The sequence below is a fragment of the Paenibacillus lutrae genome (genome assembly GCF_009757775.1).
Taxonomy (GTDB): domain Bacteria; phylum Bacillota; class Bacilli; order Paenibacillales; family NBRC-103111; genus Paenibacillus_F; species Paenibacillus_F lutrae.
Map to the genome: position 1 here is coordinate 119,825 of NZ_RHLK01000012.1, position 16,659 is coordinate 136,483.

At 39.2% G+C, this 16,659-nt stretch carries 15 protein-coding genes; 14 read left to right on the forward strand and 1 reads right to left on the reverse strand.

All coding sequences use genetic code 11. The features are described 5' to 3' along the window. Positions 1-10: 10 nt before the first annotated feature. The 13 genes from EDM21_RS18310 to EDM21_RS25280 all read left to right on the forward strand — a co-directional run bounded on the left by EDM21_RS18310 (position 11) and on the right by EDM21_RS25280 (position 14,642). Positions 11-1,288, forward strand: coding sequence for an ABC transporter ATP-binding protein (locus EDM21_RS18310; protein ID WP_157337855.1), 1,278 nt, complete (start codon positions 11-13; stop codon positions 1,286-1,288). After that, positions 1,285-2,451, forward strand: coding sequence for a class I SAM-dependent methyltransferase (locus EDM21_RS18315; protein ID WP_157337857.1), 1,167 nt, complete (start codon positions 1,285-1,287; stop codon positions 2,449-2,451). The genes EDM21_RS18310 and EDM21_RS18315 overlap by 4 nt, the downstream gene beginning before the upstream one ends. Before the next feature lie 10 nt (positions 2,452-2,461). Further along, on the forward strand, positions 2,462-4,714 hold the full coding sequence (locus tag EDM21_RS18320) for an HAD-IA family hydrolase (RefSeq protein ID WP_157337859.1): 2,253 nt from the start codon (positions 2,462-2,464) through the stop codon (positions 4,712-4,714). Beyond that, positions 4,711-5,928 (forward strand): glycosyltransferase family 4 protein, encoded by a 1,218-nt coding sequence (locus EDM21_RS18325; RefSeq protein ID WP_201280812.1) that lies wholly within the window; start codon positions 4,711-4,713, stop codon positions 5,926-5,928. The genes EDM21_RS18320 and EDM21_RS18325 overlap by 4 nt, the downstream gene beginning before the upstream one ends. Before the next feature lie 20 nt (positions 5,929-5,948). Beyond that, positions 5,949-7,811 (forward strand): hypothetical protein, encoded by a 1,863-nt coding sequence (locus EDM21_RS18330; protein WP_157337862.1) that lies wholly within the window; start codon positions 5,949-5,951, stop codon positions 7,809-7,811. A 42-nt stretch (positions 7,812-7,853) separates the two neighbouring features. Continuing rightward, positions 7,854-8,597, forward strand: coding sequence for a sugar phosphate nucleotidyltransferase (locus EDM21_RS18335; RefSeq protein WP_157337864.1), 744 nt, complete (start codon positions 7,854-7,856; stop codon positions 8,595-8,597). A gap of 18 nt (positions 8,598-8,615) precedes the next feature. Then, positions 8,616-9,176, forward strand: a complete 561-nt coding sequence (gene rfbC, locus EDM21_RS18340; protein WP_157337932.1) for a dTDP-4-dehydrorhamnose 3,5-epimerase — start codon at positions 8,616-8,618, stop codon at positions 9,174-9,176. Positions 9,177-9,178: 2 nt separating this feature from the next. Beyond that, positions 9,179-10,195, forward strand: a complete 1,017-nt coding sequence (gene rfbB, locus EDM21_RS18345; RefSeq protein WP_157337865.1) for a dTDP-glucose 4,6-dehydratase — start codon at positions 9,179-9,181, stop codon at positions 10,193-10,195. Between the two features lies 1 nt (position 10,196). Continuing rightward, entirely contained in the window at positions 10,197-11,054 is an 858-nt protein-coding gene (gene rfbD / locus EDM21_RS18350) for a dTDP-4-dehydrorhamnose reductase (protein ID WP_157337867.1), read from the forward strand. Continuing rightward, positions 11,038-11,970 (forward strand): glycosyltransferase, encoded by a 933-nt coding sequence (locus EDM21_RS18355; RefSeq protein WP_157337869.1) that lies wholly within the window; start codon positions 11,038-11,040, stop codon positions 11,968-11,970. The genes rfbD and EDM21_RS18355 overlap by 17 nt, the downstream gene beginning before the upstream one ends. Before the next feature lie 102 nt (positions 11,971-12,072). Next, the gene (locus tag EDM21_RS18360; protein WP_157337871.1) at positions 12,073-12,969 is read left to right on the forward strand and encodes a glycosyltransferase family 2 protein; all 897 of its coding nucleotides are present in this window, start codon (positions 12,073-12,075) and stop codon (positions 12,967-12,969) included. Between the two features lie 75 nt (positions 12,970-13,044). Next, complete coding sequence (locus tag EDM21_RS18365) at positions 13,045-14,451, forward strand: undecaprenyl-phosphate glucose phosphotransferase (RefSeq protein ID WP_157337874.1); 1,407 nt, start codon at positions 13,045-13,047, stop codon at positions 14,449-14,451. 62 nt (positions 14,452-14,513) lie between these two features. Then, positions 14,514-14,642, forward strand: a complete 129-nt coding sequence (locus tag EDM21_RS25280; protein WP_268893094.1) for a hypothetical protein — start codon at positions 14,514-14,516, stop codon at positions 14,640-14,642. A gap of 310 nt (positions 14,643-14,952) precedes the next feature. Here the strand turns inward: EDM21_RS25280 and EDM21_RS18370 are convergent, their stop codons facing one another. Further along, entirely contained in the window at positions 14,953-15,702 is a 750-nt protein-coding gene (locus EDM21_RS18370; RefSeq protein ID WP_157337876.1) for a glucose 1-dehydrogenase, read from the reverse strand. 233 nt (positions 15,703-15,935) lie between these two features. Here EDM21_RS18370 and EDM21_RS18375 point away from each other — a divergent pair, with 233 nt between their 5' ends. Then, complete coding sequence (locus EDM21_RS18375; RefSeq protein ID WP_157337878.1) at positions 15,936-16,583, forward strand: TetR/AcrR family transcriptional regulator; 648 nt, start codon at positions 15,936-15,938, stop codon at positions 16,581-16,583. Positions 16,584-16,659: the final 76 nt, after the last annotated feature.

The window sequence follows — 16,659 nt, forward strand, 5'->3', positions numbered from 1 at the left end:
GGCGGTAATTATGGACGAGTACTCAATTAGATTAAAGGGAATTAGCAAGAAATACAAACTCTATAATAAGCCAGTTGATAGGATTAAAGAAATAATGCCATTTCATTCAAAAAAACTGCATAAAGAATTTTATGCAGTTAATAATATATCTTTAGATGTTAAGAAAGGTGAAACACTCGGAATCATTGGGAAAAATGGCTCCGGCAAATCAACATTACTAAAAATCATATCAGGGGTCTTAACAGAAACAGCCGGGACTAAGGAAATAAACGGGGAAATATCCGCATTATTAGAACTTGGAACAGGCTTTAATCCTGAATATTCAGGCATAGAGAATATATATTTGAACGGTTTAATGCGAGGATATACTCGGAACGAAATGGATGGGAAGTTACAACAGATCGTGGACTTTGCCGATATCGGATCATTTATAGATCAACCCATAAAAACATACTCTAGTGGCATGTTCGCTCGGCTGGCTTTCTCCGTTATGATTAGTTTTAAGCCAGAGATATTAATTGTTGATGAAGCTCTTTCCGTGGGGGATGTTTTTTTTCAACAGAAATGTAATAGATTCATGAAAGAAGAAATGCAAGGAGTAACTAAACTTTTGGTTACGCATGATCTAAGCTCCATAGCAAACATGGCAAATCGTGTTGTTGTGATTAAAAACGGAGCAGTTGTTTATGAGGGAGATCCTCTAAAGGGAATTGAATTTTATACTAAAAGTATCCATACGGAATCTTTTAGAGCCAATAATTCAATAGCTTTGAATGAACATATAAAAATTAGTGATTCCTTATTGTTGAATAATTTTGAAAAAGTGAGCCCGGACTCTTTAGGCGGTGCCCAGGAGCTAGTTATTACGGGAGTAAGTTTTACAGTAGATGACTCGGACTATAAAGGGTTTATATCAAAGGGTTCTAAACTTGAAATTAGCATGATGATAGAAAGTAAGAAAGCAACTGAGGAACTGATAATCGGATATTTGGTTAATGATAAATATGGGAATGCAGTATTTGGTGAGAATACTCACAGTTCTCAAATTATCACTCGTGCAACGGAGCCGGGAAAAGGCTACCTAGTAAAGTTAACTATTGTTTGGCCAGAAATCCAAGAAAATGATTATTTCATTACTCTAGGGCTGGGTGAAGGGTATCATGAAATGAACCATATCATACAATGTTGGGCCCACAATATCATACAACTAAAGAATATTACTTTCAATTCGGTGCATGGACTTTTTAATAATAAAATAGAAAGCATAACACTGGAGGAAATTAAATGAGTAAATGGAAGATAAGCGAGCCGGTGTTTGAAGCTGATTACAAAAATGAAAAATTGAGAATAGCTCCGTGGGAAGGGCATAGAATATTTGCGTATGACTTTCTGCAGTTTTTCAGACCTAATAAAATTCTAGAACTTGGTACCCACTATGGATGCTCTTTTTTTGCATTCTGCCAATCGGTAAAAGATTTTAAATTAGATACGGAACTCTATGCCATTGATACATGGAGAGGTGACGAACAAGCTGGCTTATATGGAGAAGAAGTTTTTAATACGGTTAAAGATACTGTAAATGACTCTTTCTCAGATATCCGTGTAAACCTTATAAGAAGAACATTCGACGAGGCACTGGATCTTTTCGAAGATAATTCAATTGACATGATTCATATAGATGGTCTTCATACTTATGAAGCTGTATCGCATGATTTTTTGACTTGGCTGCCTAAATTAAAAGAAAATGGAGTTATTTTGTTTCATGATGTGTTTAGTCCGGCTGGATATGGTTCAAATCGCTATTGGAAAGAGTTAAAAGAGCAGTTTTCTTATCTCGAATTCAGACATAGCTGGGGACTAGGTTTGCTATTTCCTAAAGGAGATCATCTTCTCAAGAAGATGATGGAGATAAATATTGAAGATAAGATATCTTTATATCAATATAAGGCATTATATGAGTTTGAACAAATTAAAACAAAAGACCTGTCAAATATGGTTTTACAACGGGATATAGCCATTAAGAGCAATGAAGAAATGATCATTGAGCGCGATCAGAGTTTAAAAGATGCCCGTAATCTAATAAAGAGTAAAACGGATGCGTTTGAAGCAGCAGAAATAATGATAAAAGAACGTGACATGGCTCTGGTTAACTCCGAATATATGATAAAAGAACGTGATGAAGCTTTATCTAAAGCAGAAAACATGATAAAAGATCGTGACGAAGCTTTAGCGAGTGCAGAGAGCATGATTATAGAACGTGATGAGCTTATAAAAAACATGGAGAATATGATTGGAATTAAAGATAATGAGTTGAGGAATATCCAAGAAGAGGTAAAGGATCTAAAAGAACAATTTAACGAATTAACTTTAAAGTGTGAAGAAAATGAAAGGATCATAGAATCTTATAAGTCTAAAAAAATTATAGTAAATTTAAAAAGACCGTATAAATAAGGAGATTACGATGGACCAGTTAGTAGAATTTATTGATAAGCAAACAGATGTAGCCTATGTTTTTTTCGATGTGTTTGATACGATTCTATTAAGAGAGGTTGATCCGGAATATACCAAGAAGATATGGTCTAAAAGAATGGCAATTCAACTGGGTGACGTAATAAGTTATGAAGAACTTTATCGCATTCGATTTGAAATGGAGTCCTCTTTATGTAAACAAAATGAGGCAGACGGATTTGATCTTGAGTTTAATTACAGCAAATTTATTCATACTCTTTATAAGTATTTAATGGATATAAAAATTATTGATGCTCATTATTCATATGAGAATTTTTTTGAAGAGTGTAAGCAAATAGAGTTGGAAGTTGAAAAGGCCGTACAATACGTTGATCCAAAATGGATTGAGGTTGCTGATCATATTAAAAATAAGTTAAATGTGAGAATGGTATGTGTTTCTGACTTTTATTTAACACAGGATATGATGAAAGATTTATTTAATTACCACAAAATACTAGATTATTTTGACTTAATATACGTATCTTCAGAATATTTAATAACTAAAAGAAGTGGTCGTCTCTTTGATAAAATTTTAGAAGAACAATCTATAAATCCTAAAACTGTTGTGATGGTCGGAGATAATGAGATTTCGGATTTCGAAATGGCTAAGAAGAAGGAGATAAATGCTTACCTTTTGGATCGTAATACTCAGCGGGATTTCTATACTTCGTTCTCTAAAAAAAATTCAATACAGAAAATAAGAGAGGAGTTAAATAAGTTAGCCAAAAACACCTCTAAGCTATATCCTTTTGAAGAGATTATATTTTCATTGTTTCTGTATGTCGCCCTATTACACAGACATCTAATTAAAAATAGAGTGAGGAACGTATTTTTTCTTTCTCGTGAAGGCGAATATTTACTAAATCTATTTAATATTTATCAAGATATGGAAGGCTATAAGGGGATTCAGTACATTACACCTCATTATCTGAAGGTTTCAAGAAGAGCTACTTTCTTACCGTCTTTGAAATCTTTAGCGGAAGAAGACTTTGAAATATTGTTTAGACAATATAGGAATATAAGTTTATACGATTTTCTTTCCAGTTTGGGATTTGAAGACTCCATTGTTACTGAGGTCAGCAATAGAATTAGAGTCGCTCCCCGTAATAAAGAACCAGATTTTCCTACGAGCGATACTTATTATAAATTAAAAGAAGATGAATTTTTTAAAGAGATATACGAAAAAAGCAGGCAAGAGCAGAAAGCAAATTTCTTGTTATATATGAAGGCATTTAAAGTGGACATTTTTAAAGAAGGTATGTACTTAGTTGATGTCGGGTGGAAAGGAACCATACAAGATAATATATATCGTATATTTGAATCTCAAGTTAATATAAATGGAGCTTACTTGGGATTGGTCGCATCTGGTAATAGCGATGAACACAATATTAAAGAGGGGTTACTTTTCAGCGCTATTCCGATCAGAACTCCATATTTTGATGTATTTAATGAGAACCGGGCTCTATATGAAATTATACTTGGGGCTTCGCATGGAAGTGCTAATCGGTATATTTTGAGTGACGGAGAAATTGCTGTCGAAACGAAACAGGATATAAAAGAAAAAGAAATTTTCACAAAAATTGTTTCTCCCATGCAAATAAACATGCAACAAACGTTTAAACAGATTTGTAATTTACTTTGCAAGAAGAATATAAATATAGATGAACTTAGAATTGAATTTGCAAAAATTCATTCTCGATTAGTTTATTTTCCAACTCGGAAAGAGATTAGTTTTTTTAATGGTTTATATCATTTTGAAAATTTCGGAGTCATAGAATATACGGAGTTTACTCGCCCTTCTAAAAAGGGAATTGTGCATACTATGAAGAATACCGTCAAAATGCTAACTAAGCCCAGAAGTCTGTTTACCAATAGTTTTTGGGGACCAATAACTTTAGAGAATGCGGGTTTGCATTATTTAATTAAATTATATGGACACTATAAATACCGAAAGAGTTTTAATATTGATAGTGATAAGCCTGATGCCGATTATCATAAAGTAAGTACATCGAAAGAGGTTCTGCTGCTTCAAAATAAATTAAACGAACAAGATGAAGCTATAAAAAAAATGACTTTAATGATTGATGATCGTGACGACGCAATTAAAAGCATGACGATTATGATTGACGAACGAGACAAGCTTATTAAGGAGTTAAATGAGATTATAAACGAACACAAAACTACAGATTCCGAGGTTCTGAAATGATGAAGTGGGCAATGCTATTAGGTTCACCTGATATAAGTGGGGGCACTTATGTTATTTTTGAACATGCTATTAGAATTAGTAAAAGTGGCGTAGAAGTAACGATAATAACAGAAGATAAAGTGGATATGGCACGTTTACAATGGCATCCTGAAGCTAAAAGTCTCATTTGGAAGACCTTTAAAGAAATCGACGGTATGCTATTTGATGTCTGTATTGCTACATGGTGGAAGACAGTATTTGATTTGCATCGTGTAAATGCATTAAGTTACGTATATTTTGTTCAATCAATCGAATCTAGATTTTATTCGGAACAGGAAAAACCGCTTCGTAAATTAGTTGAATCCACCTACAAGCTTCCGCTTCATATTATAACTGAAGCAAGGTGGATTAAAGATTATTTGTTTGAAAACCATAATCAGAAAGCAAGGCTGGTATTAAACGGAGTAAGAAAAGATATTTATAAAAACACGGGGGAAAGAGTAGCTGAGAGAACACCGGGGAAAGTAAGAGTTTTAGTAGAAGGACCTATTGATGTTCCTTTTAAAAATGTATCTAAGACAATAGAAATATGTAAGCAATCAAAAGCAAGTGAAATATGGTTGCTTACTTCTAGTCCGGTTGAGCGGTATCCTGGTGTCGACAAAGTCTTTTCAAGAGTTCCTATTTTTAAAACACCTGAAATATATGGATCATGTGACGTTATTGTCAAATTAAGTTATGTGGAGGGCATGTTTGGTCCTCCTTTAGAAATGTTTCATTGCGGTGGGACCTCCATTACCTATAATGTAACAGGTCACGATGAATACATCGTAAACGGGGTAAATGGTCTTGTTGCTGACAGGGATGATGATGACCAGGTTTTGAAATATATTAACAACCTTGTAGAAGATAAGGCGCTTCTTCAGACTCTAAAAGATAATGCTATGAACACGGCACATGCATGGCCAAGTTGGGAAGAATCAGCAGCTGAATTCAAAGAGGCGGTTGTTGATATCATTAAGAATGAATTATCCGTCTCAAGAAGTGAGTTGCAGAATCAATCATCGTTTTTATTTGATTGGTATGTAATAGCTGAAGATTATAGAATCGCAGATTACAATAGAACAGGGAGTGAATTCAAGCTTAAATTAAAGAAATATGTTAAAACGCATCATCCGACAGTGTTTGAAATACTCAGAAAAATAAAATTTAATCTTTTGATTAGACGTCGTTAAGTTATGGAGAAAATAATATAATGAATAGACCATTAAAAATTTTTATTATTTCATTTATTTTTTCATTGTTTTTTTGTATTATGCTCCCATTTGAACCATCTAGTAAAACGGTCATAGAAATTGGAGCGACCGGTGAAAAGAATATAAATTCAAAGGGTACAGAAGTTTGGATCAAACAATTAATAGTTGATGGACGCGAGATTCCTTATAGTGAAATGAATTTACCTAGTGGCTGGGAAATAGTAAATGGTGTACCTGTTTCAGTAAAGGAACAACCTAGCAAATTAATTTGGAAAGGAAAAGGAAAAACAGTTTTCATATCTCTCGTTAGTCATCCCTATTCTGGAAAAGCAGAAATTATTGTTAATGAGGAGATTTCAAATTATGATCTTTACTCACAAGATGAGAAAATAGAACAGTTCGAGTATAATACAAAGTTTAGTTTTTTAGATATTTTTAAATATGTGTTATTTATCGTTATGATATCTGGCTTCGTTTACTTAATGATATATATAATTACTTCGAACAATGTATTGAGGAAAATTAATTCTAGTATAATATATTACATGCTGCCTTTATCAATTTGGTTGATATATTGGTTGGCGTTCTTTCCTGGTTTAATGAGTGGAGATTCTTTAGATCAATGGAGACAGATTCACACTCTGGAATTGAATGATGCTCATCCGGCTTTTCATACATTAATAAACTGGTTATTAACTCAGTTTTGGGATTCACCAGCTATTATTTCATTATCACAAATTATTTTTATGGTTATCATTTTCGGAAAAACAATGGTGTTGTTGGAAAGAAAATTTAACGTGAGCAGGATTACCCTGATATTACTCTGTTTAGTTATTTCCATATTGCCGGTTAATGGAATGTTACTGAATAATTTATGGAAGGATATACCTTATAGTATTTGCCTGCTTTGGTTAACCTTACTCCTGATGAAGGTTTTTTTAACGAGTGGAAATTGGTTAGTATCTAAGAAGAATCAAGCATTATTAATAGGCGTTCTAATATTACTTACTTTGTTAAGACATAACGGCTTTGTTCCTGCATTTGGTATCATGTTCTGTTTGTTAATTTACTATAGATCATTTTGGAAGACATCTCTAAAAATTTTGTTTGTAGTATTCCTATCTTTTTTTATTTTTAAAAATGGGATTTACAACCAGCTGAACATTGCTCCTACTCCAAAAGTATTAAGTTATTCTATACCTATACATCATATTGGTGCCCTATTAAATCAGGATATTGTGCTAAGTACTAAAGAAAAACAAATAATCGATGAATTGATGCCTTCTGAGTTGTGGAAAGATAATTTTCACAAATACACTGTCGACACTCTGATATATAATTCCAATTTTAATATGAGGGTCTTTGACGAAAAAGATATAAGTGGTGATTTTTTGAAGGTTTGGCTTGGATTAACTTTAAAAAATCCTGGTATAGTATTAAAAGATTGGATGCATATGACATCTATAGTTTGGGAAATGAGAGAACCGATTAATAGTAAAAATCTTTACACAGAAACAACGATAGTAAATAGTATACCTGGTGCTACTTATAATTTGCATTCTCAATCTAAAATACCAAGTGTAAAGGAAACATTACTTAAATATTTCAATCTTACTATGGATCATAATCTTTCATGGATAATCTGGCGGCCAGCTTTACTTTTGTTATTTTCTTTATTTGGTTTTTATGTTTTGTTTAAGAAATATGGATGGAAAATTTCAATAGTATACCTGCCTTTAATGTTAAACCTTAGTAGTATTTTTCTAGCAATACCGGCTCAACAACTTCGATATATTTATTCTGCAACCTTGATATTACCTATAATAATCACACTATGTTTTTATAAAAGAACTGATAAATAACTCTGTACAGAGATCAATGTTATTTATGATGGGGTGTACAAAATGAGAGGCATTATCCTTGCAGGTGGCACTGGATCTCGGCTTTATCCACTTACTAAAGTGACTAATAAGCATCTCCTTCCCGTAGGTAAATATCCCATGTTGTATCATTCTCTTTTTAAATTAAAAGAAGCAGGCATTAAAGACATCTTGATCGTGACTGGAAAGGAACATATGGGGGATGTTGTCAACTTGCTTGGCAGTGGTCGGGACTTCGATTTGGCCTTTACGTATAAAGTCCAAGATGAAGCTGGCGGGATCGCTCAAGCGTTAGGTATGGCAGAACAATTTGTCGGCAATGAAAAAATGATTATTATTCTAGGGGATAATGTGTTTGAAGACGACATTTCAGGCTACGTACATAGCTTTTCCAGTCAACAATCAGGAGCTAAAATATTAATCCAGGAAGTACATGATCCTCAAAGATATGGTGTTCCAGAACTTAGTGGTAATAAAATCATCTCCATCGAGGAAAAGCCCATAAACCCCAAAAGCAGTTTCGCCGTAACGGGAATATACATGTATGATAAGCGAGTGTTTGATATAATCAAAACGTTAAAACCTTCCGCGCGTGGTGAGCTTGAGATTACGGATGTTAATAATGCATATATTGAACAAGGCGAACTGACTTTTGATATTCTTCAAGGCTGGTGGACTGATGCAGGCACCCATTCTTCGTTAGCCCGTGCAAGTGAGTTAGCAAAAGATACAGTGTACGGGGAGGAATTCGGCATACTAAAGCCCTAATTGAAAGGGGATTTAATGATGAACATTATTTCTACAAAGTTCTCTCAGGCCCTATTAATCGAACCCACGGTCCATGGTGACAGCCGTGGTTTTTTCATGGAAAGCTACAATGCTGAAAGATTTAATGAGCTTGGTATTCGGTACCAGTTCCTTCAAGATAATCACTCACTATCCTCCGAAACAGGTGTTCTCCGCGGGCTTCATTATCAGCTTAATCCCAAAGCTCAGACCAAGCTCGTACGAGTCCTCGCAGGGGCTATTTATGATGTTATAGTAGACATTCGAACAAACTCATCTACTTTCGGACAATGGCAGGGTTTTATCCTGAGTGCGGAGAATAAACGTCAATTATTGGTTCCGCAAGGTTTTGCCCATGGCTTTTGCACATTGATCCCTAATACGGAAGTATTGTATAAAGTGGACGAATATTATTCACCTGAACAGGATAGAGGAATACTCTGGAATGATCCTTCTCTTGCAATTGACTGGCCAACCTCTTCTCCTATATTGTCTGACAAAGACAAAAAGCATCCGTTATTGAAGGACGCAGAGATTAATTTTAACGAGGGAGAGGCATGACTATGAAACTGTTGGTTACAGGAGGAGCGGGCTTTATCGGGAGTAATTTTATTTTGTATATGCTCAAAAAATATCCTGAATACCAGATCGTTAATCTGGATGCCTTAACTTATGCAGGTAATTTAGAGAATTTGAAAGAGGCTGAGGGTAATTCTCAATATCAATTCATTAAAGCTGATATTGCTGATGGAATGGCAGTTGCCAAAGTATTCGATCAGGGAATAGATGTTGTGGTTAATTTTGCGGCTGAATCGCATGTGGACCGCAGTATTTTGGAACCGGACGTTTTTGTCCGCACGAATGTCATGGGAACCCAGGTGCTCCTGGACGCCGCAAAAGCTAATCAAGTAAAGAAGTTTGTCCAAGTGTCGACGGATGAGGTGTACGGTTCGTTAGGTGAAACGGGATTATTTACAGAAGATACTCCACTTGCCTCTAACAGTCCCTATTCGGCAAGCAAAGCCGGCGCAGACTTACTTGTACGTGCCTATCACGAAACATTCGGCTTGCCTGTCAACATTACGCGCTGCTCGAACAACTATGGACCTTACCAGTTTCCTGAAAAGCTGATTCCTCTTATCGTTGCAAATGCTCTTGAAGATAAATCTCTACCTGTGTATGGAGATGGACAAAATATTAGGGATTGGCTCTATGTGGAGGACCACTGCTCGGCGATTGATCTTGTGATTCATAAGGGTAAAAATGGCGAGGTATATAACATTGGCGGCAATAATGAACGGACAAATCTTGCGATTATAAAAACGATTCTTGAGAATCTGGACAAATCGGAAGAATTGATTACTTTTGTCAAGGATCGTCCGGGTCATGATCGCAGGTACGGTATTGATGCAGCCAAAATCACCTCAGAACTCGGCTGGCAACCGCAGTATCATTTTGAATCTGGGATTAAGGAAACAATCGAATGGTACTTGCAAAATAAAAACTGGTGGGAAAATATCCGGACGGGTGAGTATAAGGATTACTATACGAAACAATATGGCTCAGCAGCGGGTGAATAAGATGAAAGTGTTAGTAACAGGTGCCAATGGACAATTGGGCACCGATATATGCCAAGTGTTGAAAGCTGCCGGGCATGAGGTATTCGGGTACGGGCGCAGGGAACTTGACTTCACCGATCAAGAACAATGCGGCCTAGTTCTGAGGAGAGTAGCACCCGATATAATCATTCACTCCGGTGCTTACACCGCCGTAGATAAGGCAGAGAGTGAAGCAGATCAAGCTTTTCTGGTTAATGCGGTTGGCACTAGAAATCTTGCTGTAGAAGCGGAAAAACTAGGGGCTAAGTTCTGCTATATTAGTACCGATTATGTGTTCGATGGCAGAGGCACAGTACCGTACAATGAATATGATTCAACTAACCCGCAGACGGTATATGGTAAATCCAAGCTGGCAGGCGAACTGCTCTCGCAATCACTTTGCAGCCGTTATTTTATCGTGCGCACTTCATGGGTTTACGGAAAGAATGGAAATAATTTTGTTAAAACCATGCTAAAGTTGGGGAGAGAACAATCTTCTCTCAACATTGTGCATGATCAAGTGGGCTCGCCAACGTACACGCTTGACCTGGCCTGTTTCCTGTTGGACCTGGTACAAACGGAACAGTACGGCATCTATCATGCATCAAATTCTGGCACCTGTACATGGTACGAGTTCGCCCAAAAGATTTTTAAGGAAGCGGGCATAGAAGTTTTAATTAATCCATGTTCGACGGATCAGTTTCCTCGTCCAGCACAAAGACCTGCATTCTCCGCTATGGATGGGATGGGAATTAGGATCAATGGATTTAAAGGATTTAGGTCATGGCAAGAAGGCCTCATCGATTTCCTAAAGGAGTATACCGGTGGTACACACAGATAAAGTTGTCGTTCTTCTATCTACTTACAACGGAGAAAAGTTTCTGGAAGCCCAATTGGATTCTATATTAAAACAAACATACTCTAATCTCATTGTGGTTATAAGAGATGATGGATCAACAGATGCGACTGTCTCCATATTGGAAGCATACCAGCAATACGATCAGATCATCTTGATGTCGGATACCCGTAACAACTTGGGCCCTAAAATGAGTTTTGGGGAATTACTGAGACTTGGTCTTCTCGATACCACAGCAGAGTACTTTATGTTTGCCGATCAAGACGACATTTGGCTGCCCGATAAAATTGAACGAACCCTCCGGGTTATGAAACGGGAAGAAGCAGGTGGGGCCTCACTGCCCATTCTCATTCATTCCGACCTGAGAGTGATTGGGATACAAGGAGAAGAGATCCATCCTTCTTTTTGGGCATATCAGAACCTGAGGCCATCTAGAGATTCTTTCCCGCGGCTTCTTATGCAGAATGTGATTACGGGCTGCACGGTGATGCTGAATCGAAAGCTGGCAGAATTGTGTTTACCTGTTCATCCGGATGCCATTATGCATGATTGGTGGATAGGGCTGGTTGCGAGTGCATTTGGCAAAATAGGTTATGTACATGAACCCACGATACTTTACCGTCAACATCAGCAGAATAGCGTAGGAGCGAAACGTTTTAACAGTCGTTATATTCTCAATAAAATTTTTGAACCGGTTTCTATTGAAAAAAATATTAAGCAGGCCAGTGCGTTTAGGGCAAAATTCATTCATACATTATCCGGGCGTAGCCGTTTGACTTTGGATCAATACATTGCTTTAGAACACGCTTCGTATATGAAGAGACGTTTACTCATTGTTAAGAATGGGTTCTATAAAATTGGTTTGATTCGCAACCTGGGCTTACTAATTAATTGGAGATAAATAGACCAAGCCCTAGCTTTGGTCTATTTGTTTGTAAATATTATCGCTTGCAGAAAGTGACATGCTATAATAGAAATATCTAGTAAATCGGATGTGAATTACATGGATCTGAGCATCATTATAGTAAATTTTAATACTCCCCAGCTTACGATAGATTGTTTACAATCCGTGTACCAATCTGCAACTTCTTATACCTATGAAGTGATCTTAATAGATAATAATTCCTCGGATAATTCCGTTGCCTGGATTCAAGAGGAGTTCCCTCAAGTGAAGCTGATCCGGAACAGAGAGAACGTCGGTTTTTCTCGAGCTAACAACCAAGGAATAAGAGCCGCAGCAGGGAAATATATTTTGTTATTGAACTCTGACACGATCCTAGAAAGGAATACGCTGCAAATTATGATTGATTTTATGAGTAATAACCCTGAAGTTGGAGCATCCGGCTGTAAAATCGTACTTCCAGACGGCTCGCTGGACAAAGCTTGCAAGCGTGGATTCCCGACGCCTTCTGCGTCTTTTTACTATGCATTTGGTATCAGTAAGTGGTTTCCTAACAATCCGCGATTTAATCAATATCAATTATCTCATTTGAACCCGGATGATGAATACACGGTAGACTGCTTAGTCGGCGCCTTTATGCTGGTTAGACGGGAAGTGATCGAGCAGGCAGGAATGCTGGACGAAGACTTCTTTATGTATGGGGAAGACGTGGATTGGTGCTACCGGATCAAACAAGCAGGCTGGCAGATCTATTATTATCCGCGTACTCAAATTATTCATTACAAGGGAGCCAGCAGCCGGCGTAAACCTTACAAGATCATTTATGAGTTTCACCGGGCCATGATATTATTTCATCGCAAACACTACAAGCAGAAGTATTCTTTTCTAACCAATTGGATTGTATATGCGGGAGTTGGAGTGAAGTTTGCTTTGGCGCTTTTGAAGAATAAGGCAATCCCTGTGTTAAAGACGAATAAGAAAACGGATTTAGGGGCCTGAGGATGACGATAACCTTCGCGGGATTTCCTGCAGCCAGCCCCCATTATGGATGAAAGATTTATGAGGTGAACATTCATGCTTCGCAGAAATCAAAAATTTCTAACACAGATTTACGCGATTTTTGATTTTGCCGTTATCCAAACGGCTTTTTTGCTTGCCTGGTGGGTGAAATTCGAGAGCGGGTGGCTGGATGCCAATCAGCCGATTCCGATGTCGGTTTATGCCGTCTGGAGCGCAGTATATGGAGCGGTGGCAATTGCAGTAGGCTTCTTCATCGGCCTATATGGTCCGAACCGTAAGAAGCGCTTTGCGGATTCCCTGCTGAAGATCATGCAAACGCACTTCATTTCTTTGTTCATCCAGCTCAGTTTGTTGTTCTTCTTCAAGGAAGTTCATATCTCGCGTGAATTTCTGGCGATTTATATTACACTGGATATTATTCTCATCACGATCTATCGGTACATGCTCAAAGCAAGCCTCAAGCGTCTCCGTGAGAAGGGCTACAACAAACAATTTGTGCTCATTCTGGGAGCCGGATCTCTCGGCCGCCGTTTTCATGATAATCTGACTCAGCATCCGGAGCTGGGTTATGACATTGTGGGGTTTTTAGATGACAACACGGAAAATAACCCCCTTCACACCAGACGCTTCAAGCCGGTGATCGGAACACTTGACGATCTGGAAGAGACTTTGCAGAGCAAGCTGATCGACGAGGTTATTATCGCACTGCCGCTAGATGTACATCATAAATTTCCACGTATTATTGCTGCGTGTGAGAAAGCCGGTGTAAGGACGTTAATTATCCCGGACTTTTTCGATTACCTGCCGGCACGGCCTTTCTTCGATAATTTTGCGGGGATGCCGCTTATTAATGTAAGGGATATTCCGCTTGATATGGTGGGGAACCGGATCATCAAGCGTACTTTTGATCTGCTTTTCTCATTGACGGCGATTCTTGTCACTCTTCCGGTTATGATTGTAATTGCGGTTGCGGTCAAATTGTCTTCACCAGGACCGGTTATATTCAAGCAGGAGCGGGTAGGATTGAACCGGCGGAGCTTCTACATGTATAAATTCCGTTCGATGCGTCAGGAAACCTCCGGAACATCCGATACGGGATGGACGACTGCTAACGATCCCCGCAAAACGAAGTTGGGAACCTTCCTTCGTAAAACAAGTCTCGATGAGCTTCCTCAGTTTTTTAATGTTCTATTCGGGCATATGAGTGTGGTCGGACCTCGCCCGGAACGCCCGTATTTCGTTGAACAATTTAAGGAAGAAATTCCGAAGTATATGGTCAAACACCACATCCGGCCGGGAATTACGGGTTGGGCTCAGAGTAACGGGCTGCGCGGGGATACGTCGATCTCGGAGAGGATTCAGCACGACATTTTTTATATCGAGAACTGGTCCTTTATCTTTGATATTAAAATCATCTGGAAAACGATCATCAACGGGTTCCTTAACAAAAACGCCTACTAGTATAATCAACCGTCATCTTCCTGATACTAGGATCATATCCTGGTAAAGGGGAGGTTTTTATTATGATCGATCATGAAGACGCTTACCCGGACGAACAGATGCCTATGGGACGAGGGCTATTGATTGGGATCCTGATGGGAGCGGTCATGTGGGCCGTAATCATTGGAGGATTCGTGTACTTCGTCAGCTAAAAATAAACGCTTAAAAGGCATGTCAGCGTTTTTCCCGCGCAGCGGCCGACCGGCCGCTGTCGTTCCGTGCAGCGCCACCCCCTGGAAGCTCCATGGGGGAGCAAATGCGGATACAATGCTACCTGCTCAAAAAAGGCAGCCCGGCGCGATGCGCAAGCTGTCTTTTTTGGTATGCTCTCGCAGATCGGCGTTTATGCGAGGCGGTGGTTGCGGTAATAAAAAAGCGCCGAACGCGAAAGGATCCAGATCCAGATCAGAACAGATCCAGGATTGGTCATTCACGGCCCGGCGCTTCTAGCGAATCACAACCTTATCTTGCTGTCCAGCCGCCGTCGATAATGAGTTCAGTTCCGGTAACGAACGAGGATTCATCCGAAGCCAAGTACAAGACGCCGTAAGCGATATCTTCGGGTTGGCCCAGACGAGGCAGCGGTGTGCCCATTTCGAACATTTGACCGGCACCATTGTCCAAAGCTTCTTGGATCATGGGCGTTACAATAATTCCGGGATGTACGGAATTCACGCGGATCTTGTGCGGTGCGAGCTCAATAGCGGAAGCTTTGGCAAGTGAACGTAAAGCGCCTTTCGCAGCAGTATACGCATTCGTATAATTAAGAGCTACAATACCCGCGATAGAAGAGATATGAATAACAGAACCGCCGCCGGCTTTTTTCATCTCGGGGACAACGTATTTCATCCCGACGATACAGCCTGTCAGATTGATGCTCAGCACCTTATTCCACTCTTCGACGGTGAACGTTTCGAGAGTCGAGTCTGTACTCACCCCTGCATTATTCACGAGCACATCGATTTTGCCAAAATGCTCAGCAGCTTGCGCGGCAACATTCTTCCAGTCATCTTCAGACGCTACGTTGTGCTTAACGGCGATCGCCTGGCCGCCCTGGCTGATGATTTCCTGCACGACTTGTTCAAGCTGTGCCTCCTGGAGGTCGGTAGCAACGACTTTTGCGCCCTCTCTGGCAAAAAGCTTCGCTTCCGCGGCCCCCTGTCCCATTGCGGCCCCTGTTATAATAACGACTTTGTCCTGCAAGCGTCCCATGAAGATACACCCTTTCTGAGTTTCACTATGGAAGCGCATACAAATATATAAGTTATTTGCAAGGCAACTATCCAACAGTGAGTTGTTTAATTGACATTGTGTCAATTATAATACTAAAAGAGGATTTCAAATTCGACAACCAACAAAAAATTAGAATTTGTCGATTAATCATCAGAACCAGTTCCACTGTTGTGAAAGCGTCCTATGATAGACGCAGAAGAGGGGTAGTGTCGATGAAAGCCAAATCTAAAACCGATCCCCGGATTGTACGCTCACGGCAAATGTTCCGGGATGCCTTAATTGAATTAATTAAAGAAGAGGGTTATGACAGTCTTACCGTACAGAAAATCGCCGCGCGTGCGGATCTCAATCGGGCTACCTTTTACCTCCATTACCGGGATAAACAAGATCTCATGCAGCAGAGCGTGAACGAAGTATTCAACGAGCTGACTCAAAGTCTGCACTTGAGTGAAATGAACCCTTCCGGTTTTGATTATCAGACAGAAGAACCTCATCCTGCTTTTCTTAGACTTTTTGAGCATATCGGACTTTATGCGGGCTTCTACGAGGTCATTCTAAATGAGCCCAACCTGCCTGGTTTTACCGGGGAGCTAACCGAAGTGATTTCCCGTTTTGTAACAGCCGGTATAAATACAGTTGCCCCCCGGGATAACCAGCTGAATGTGCCCCGGGAGATGCTTGTCAGCTACACGAGCGCAGCTTTTTTGGGAGTGATAGGATGGTGGCTGAAGAACGACAGGCAGTTTTCTCCAAAATATATGGCTGCCAAAACGATGCTTCTCGCCATTAAAGGCCCGTATGCGGAGAATCCGTTTATGCTCGGTGAATCCGATAAGTCATCAGATAGAATGTCCCAATAGCTGCCCCAATTTTACAAAACACCGGTACCGAACAGAAAAAGACGGCTTCTAAATAGAAAGCCGTCTTGTAAACGTT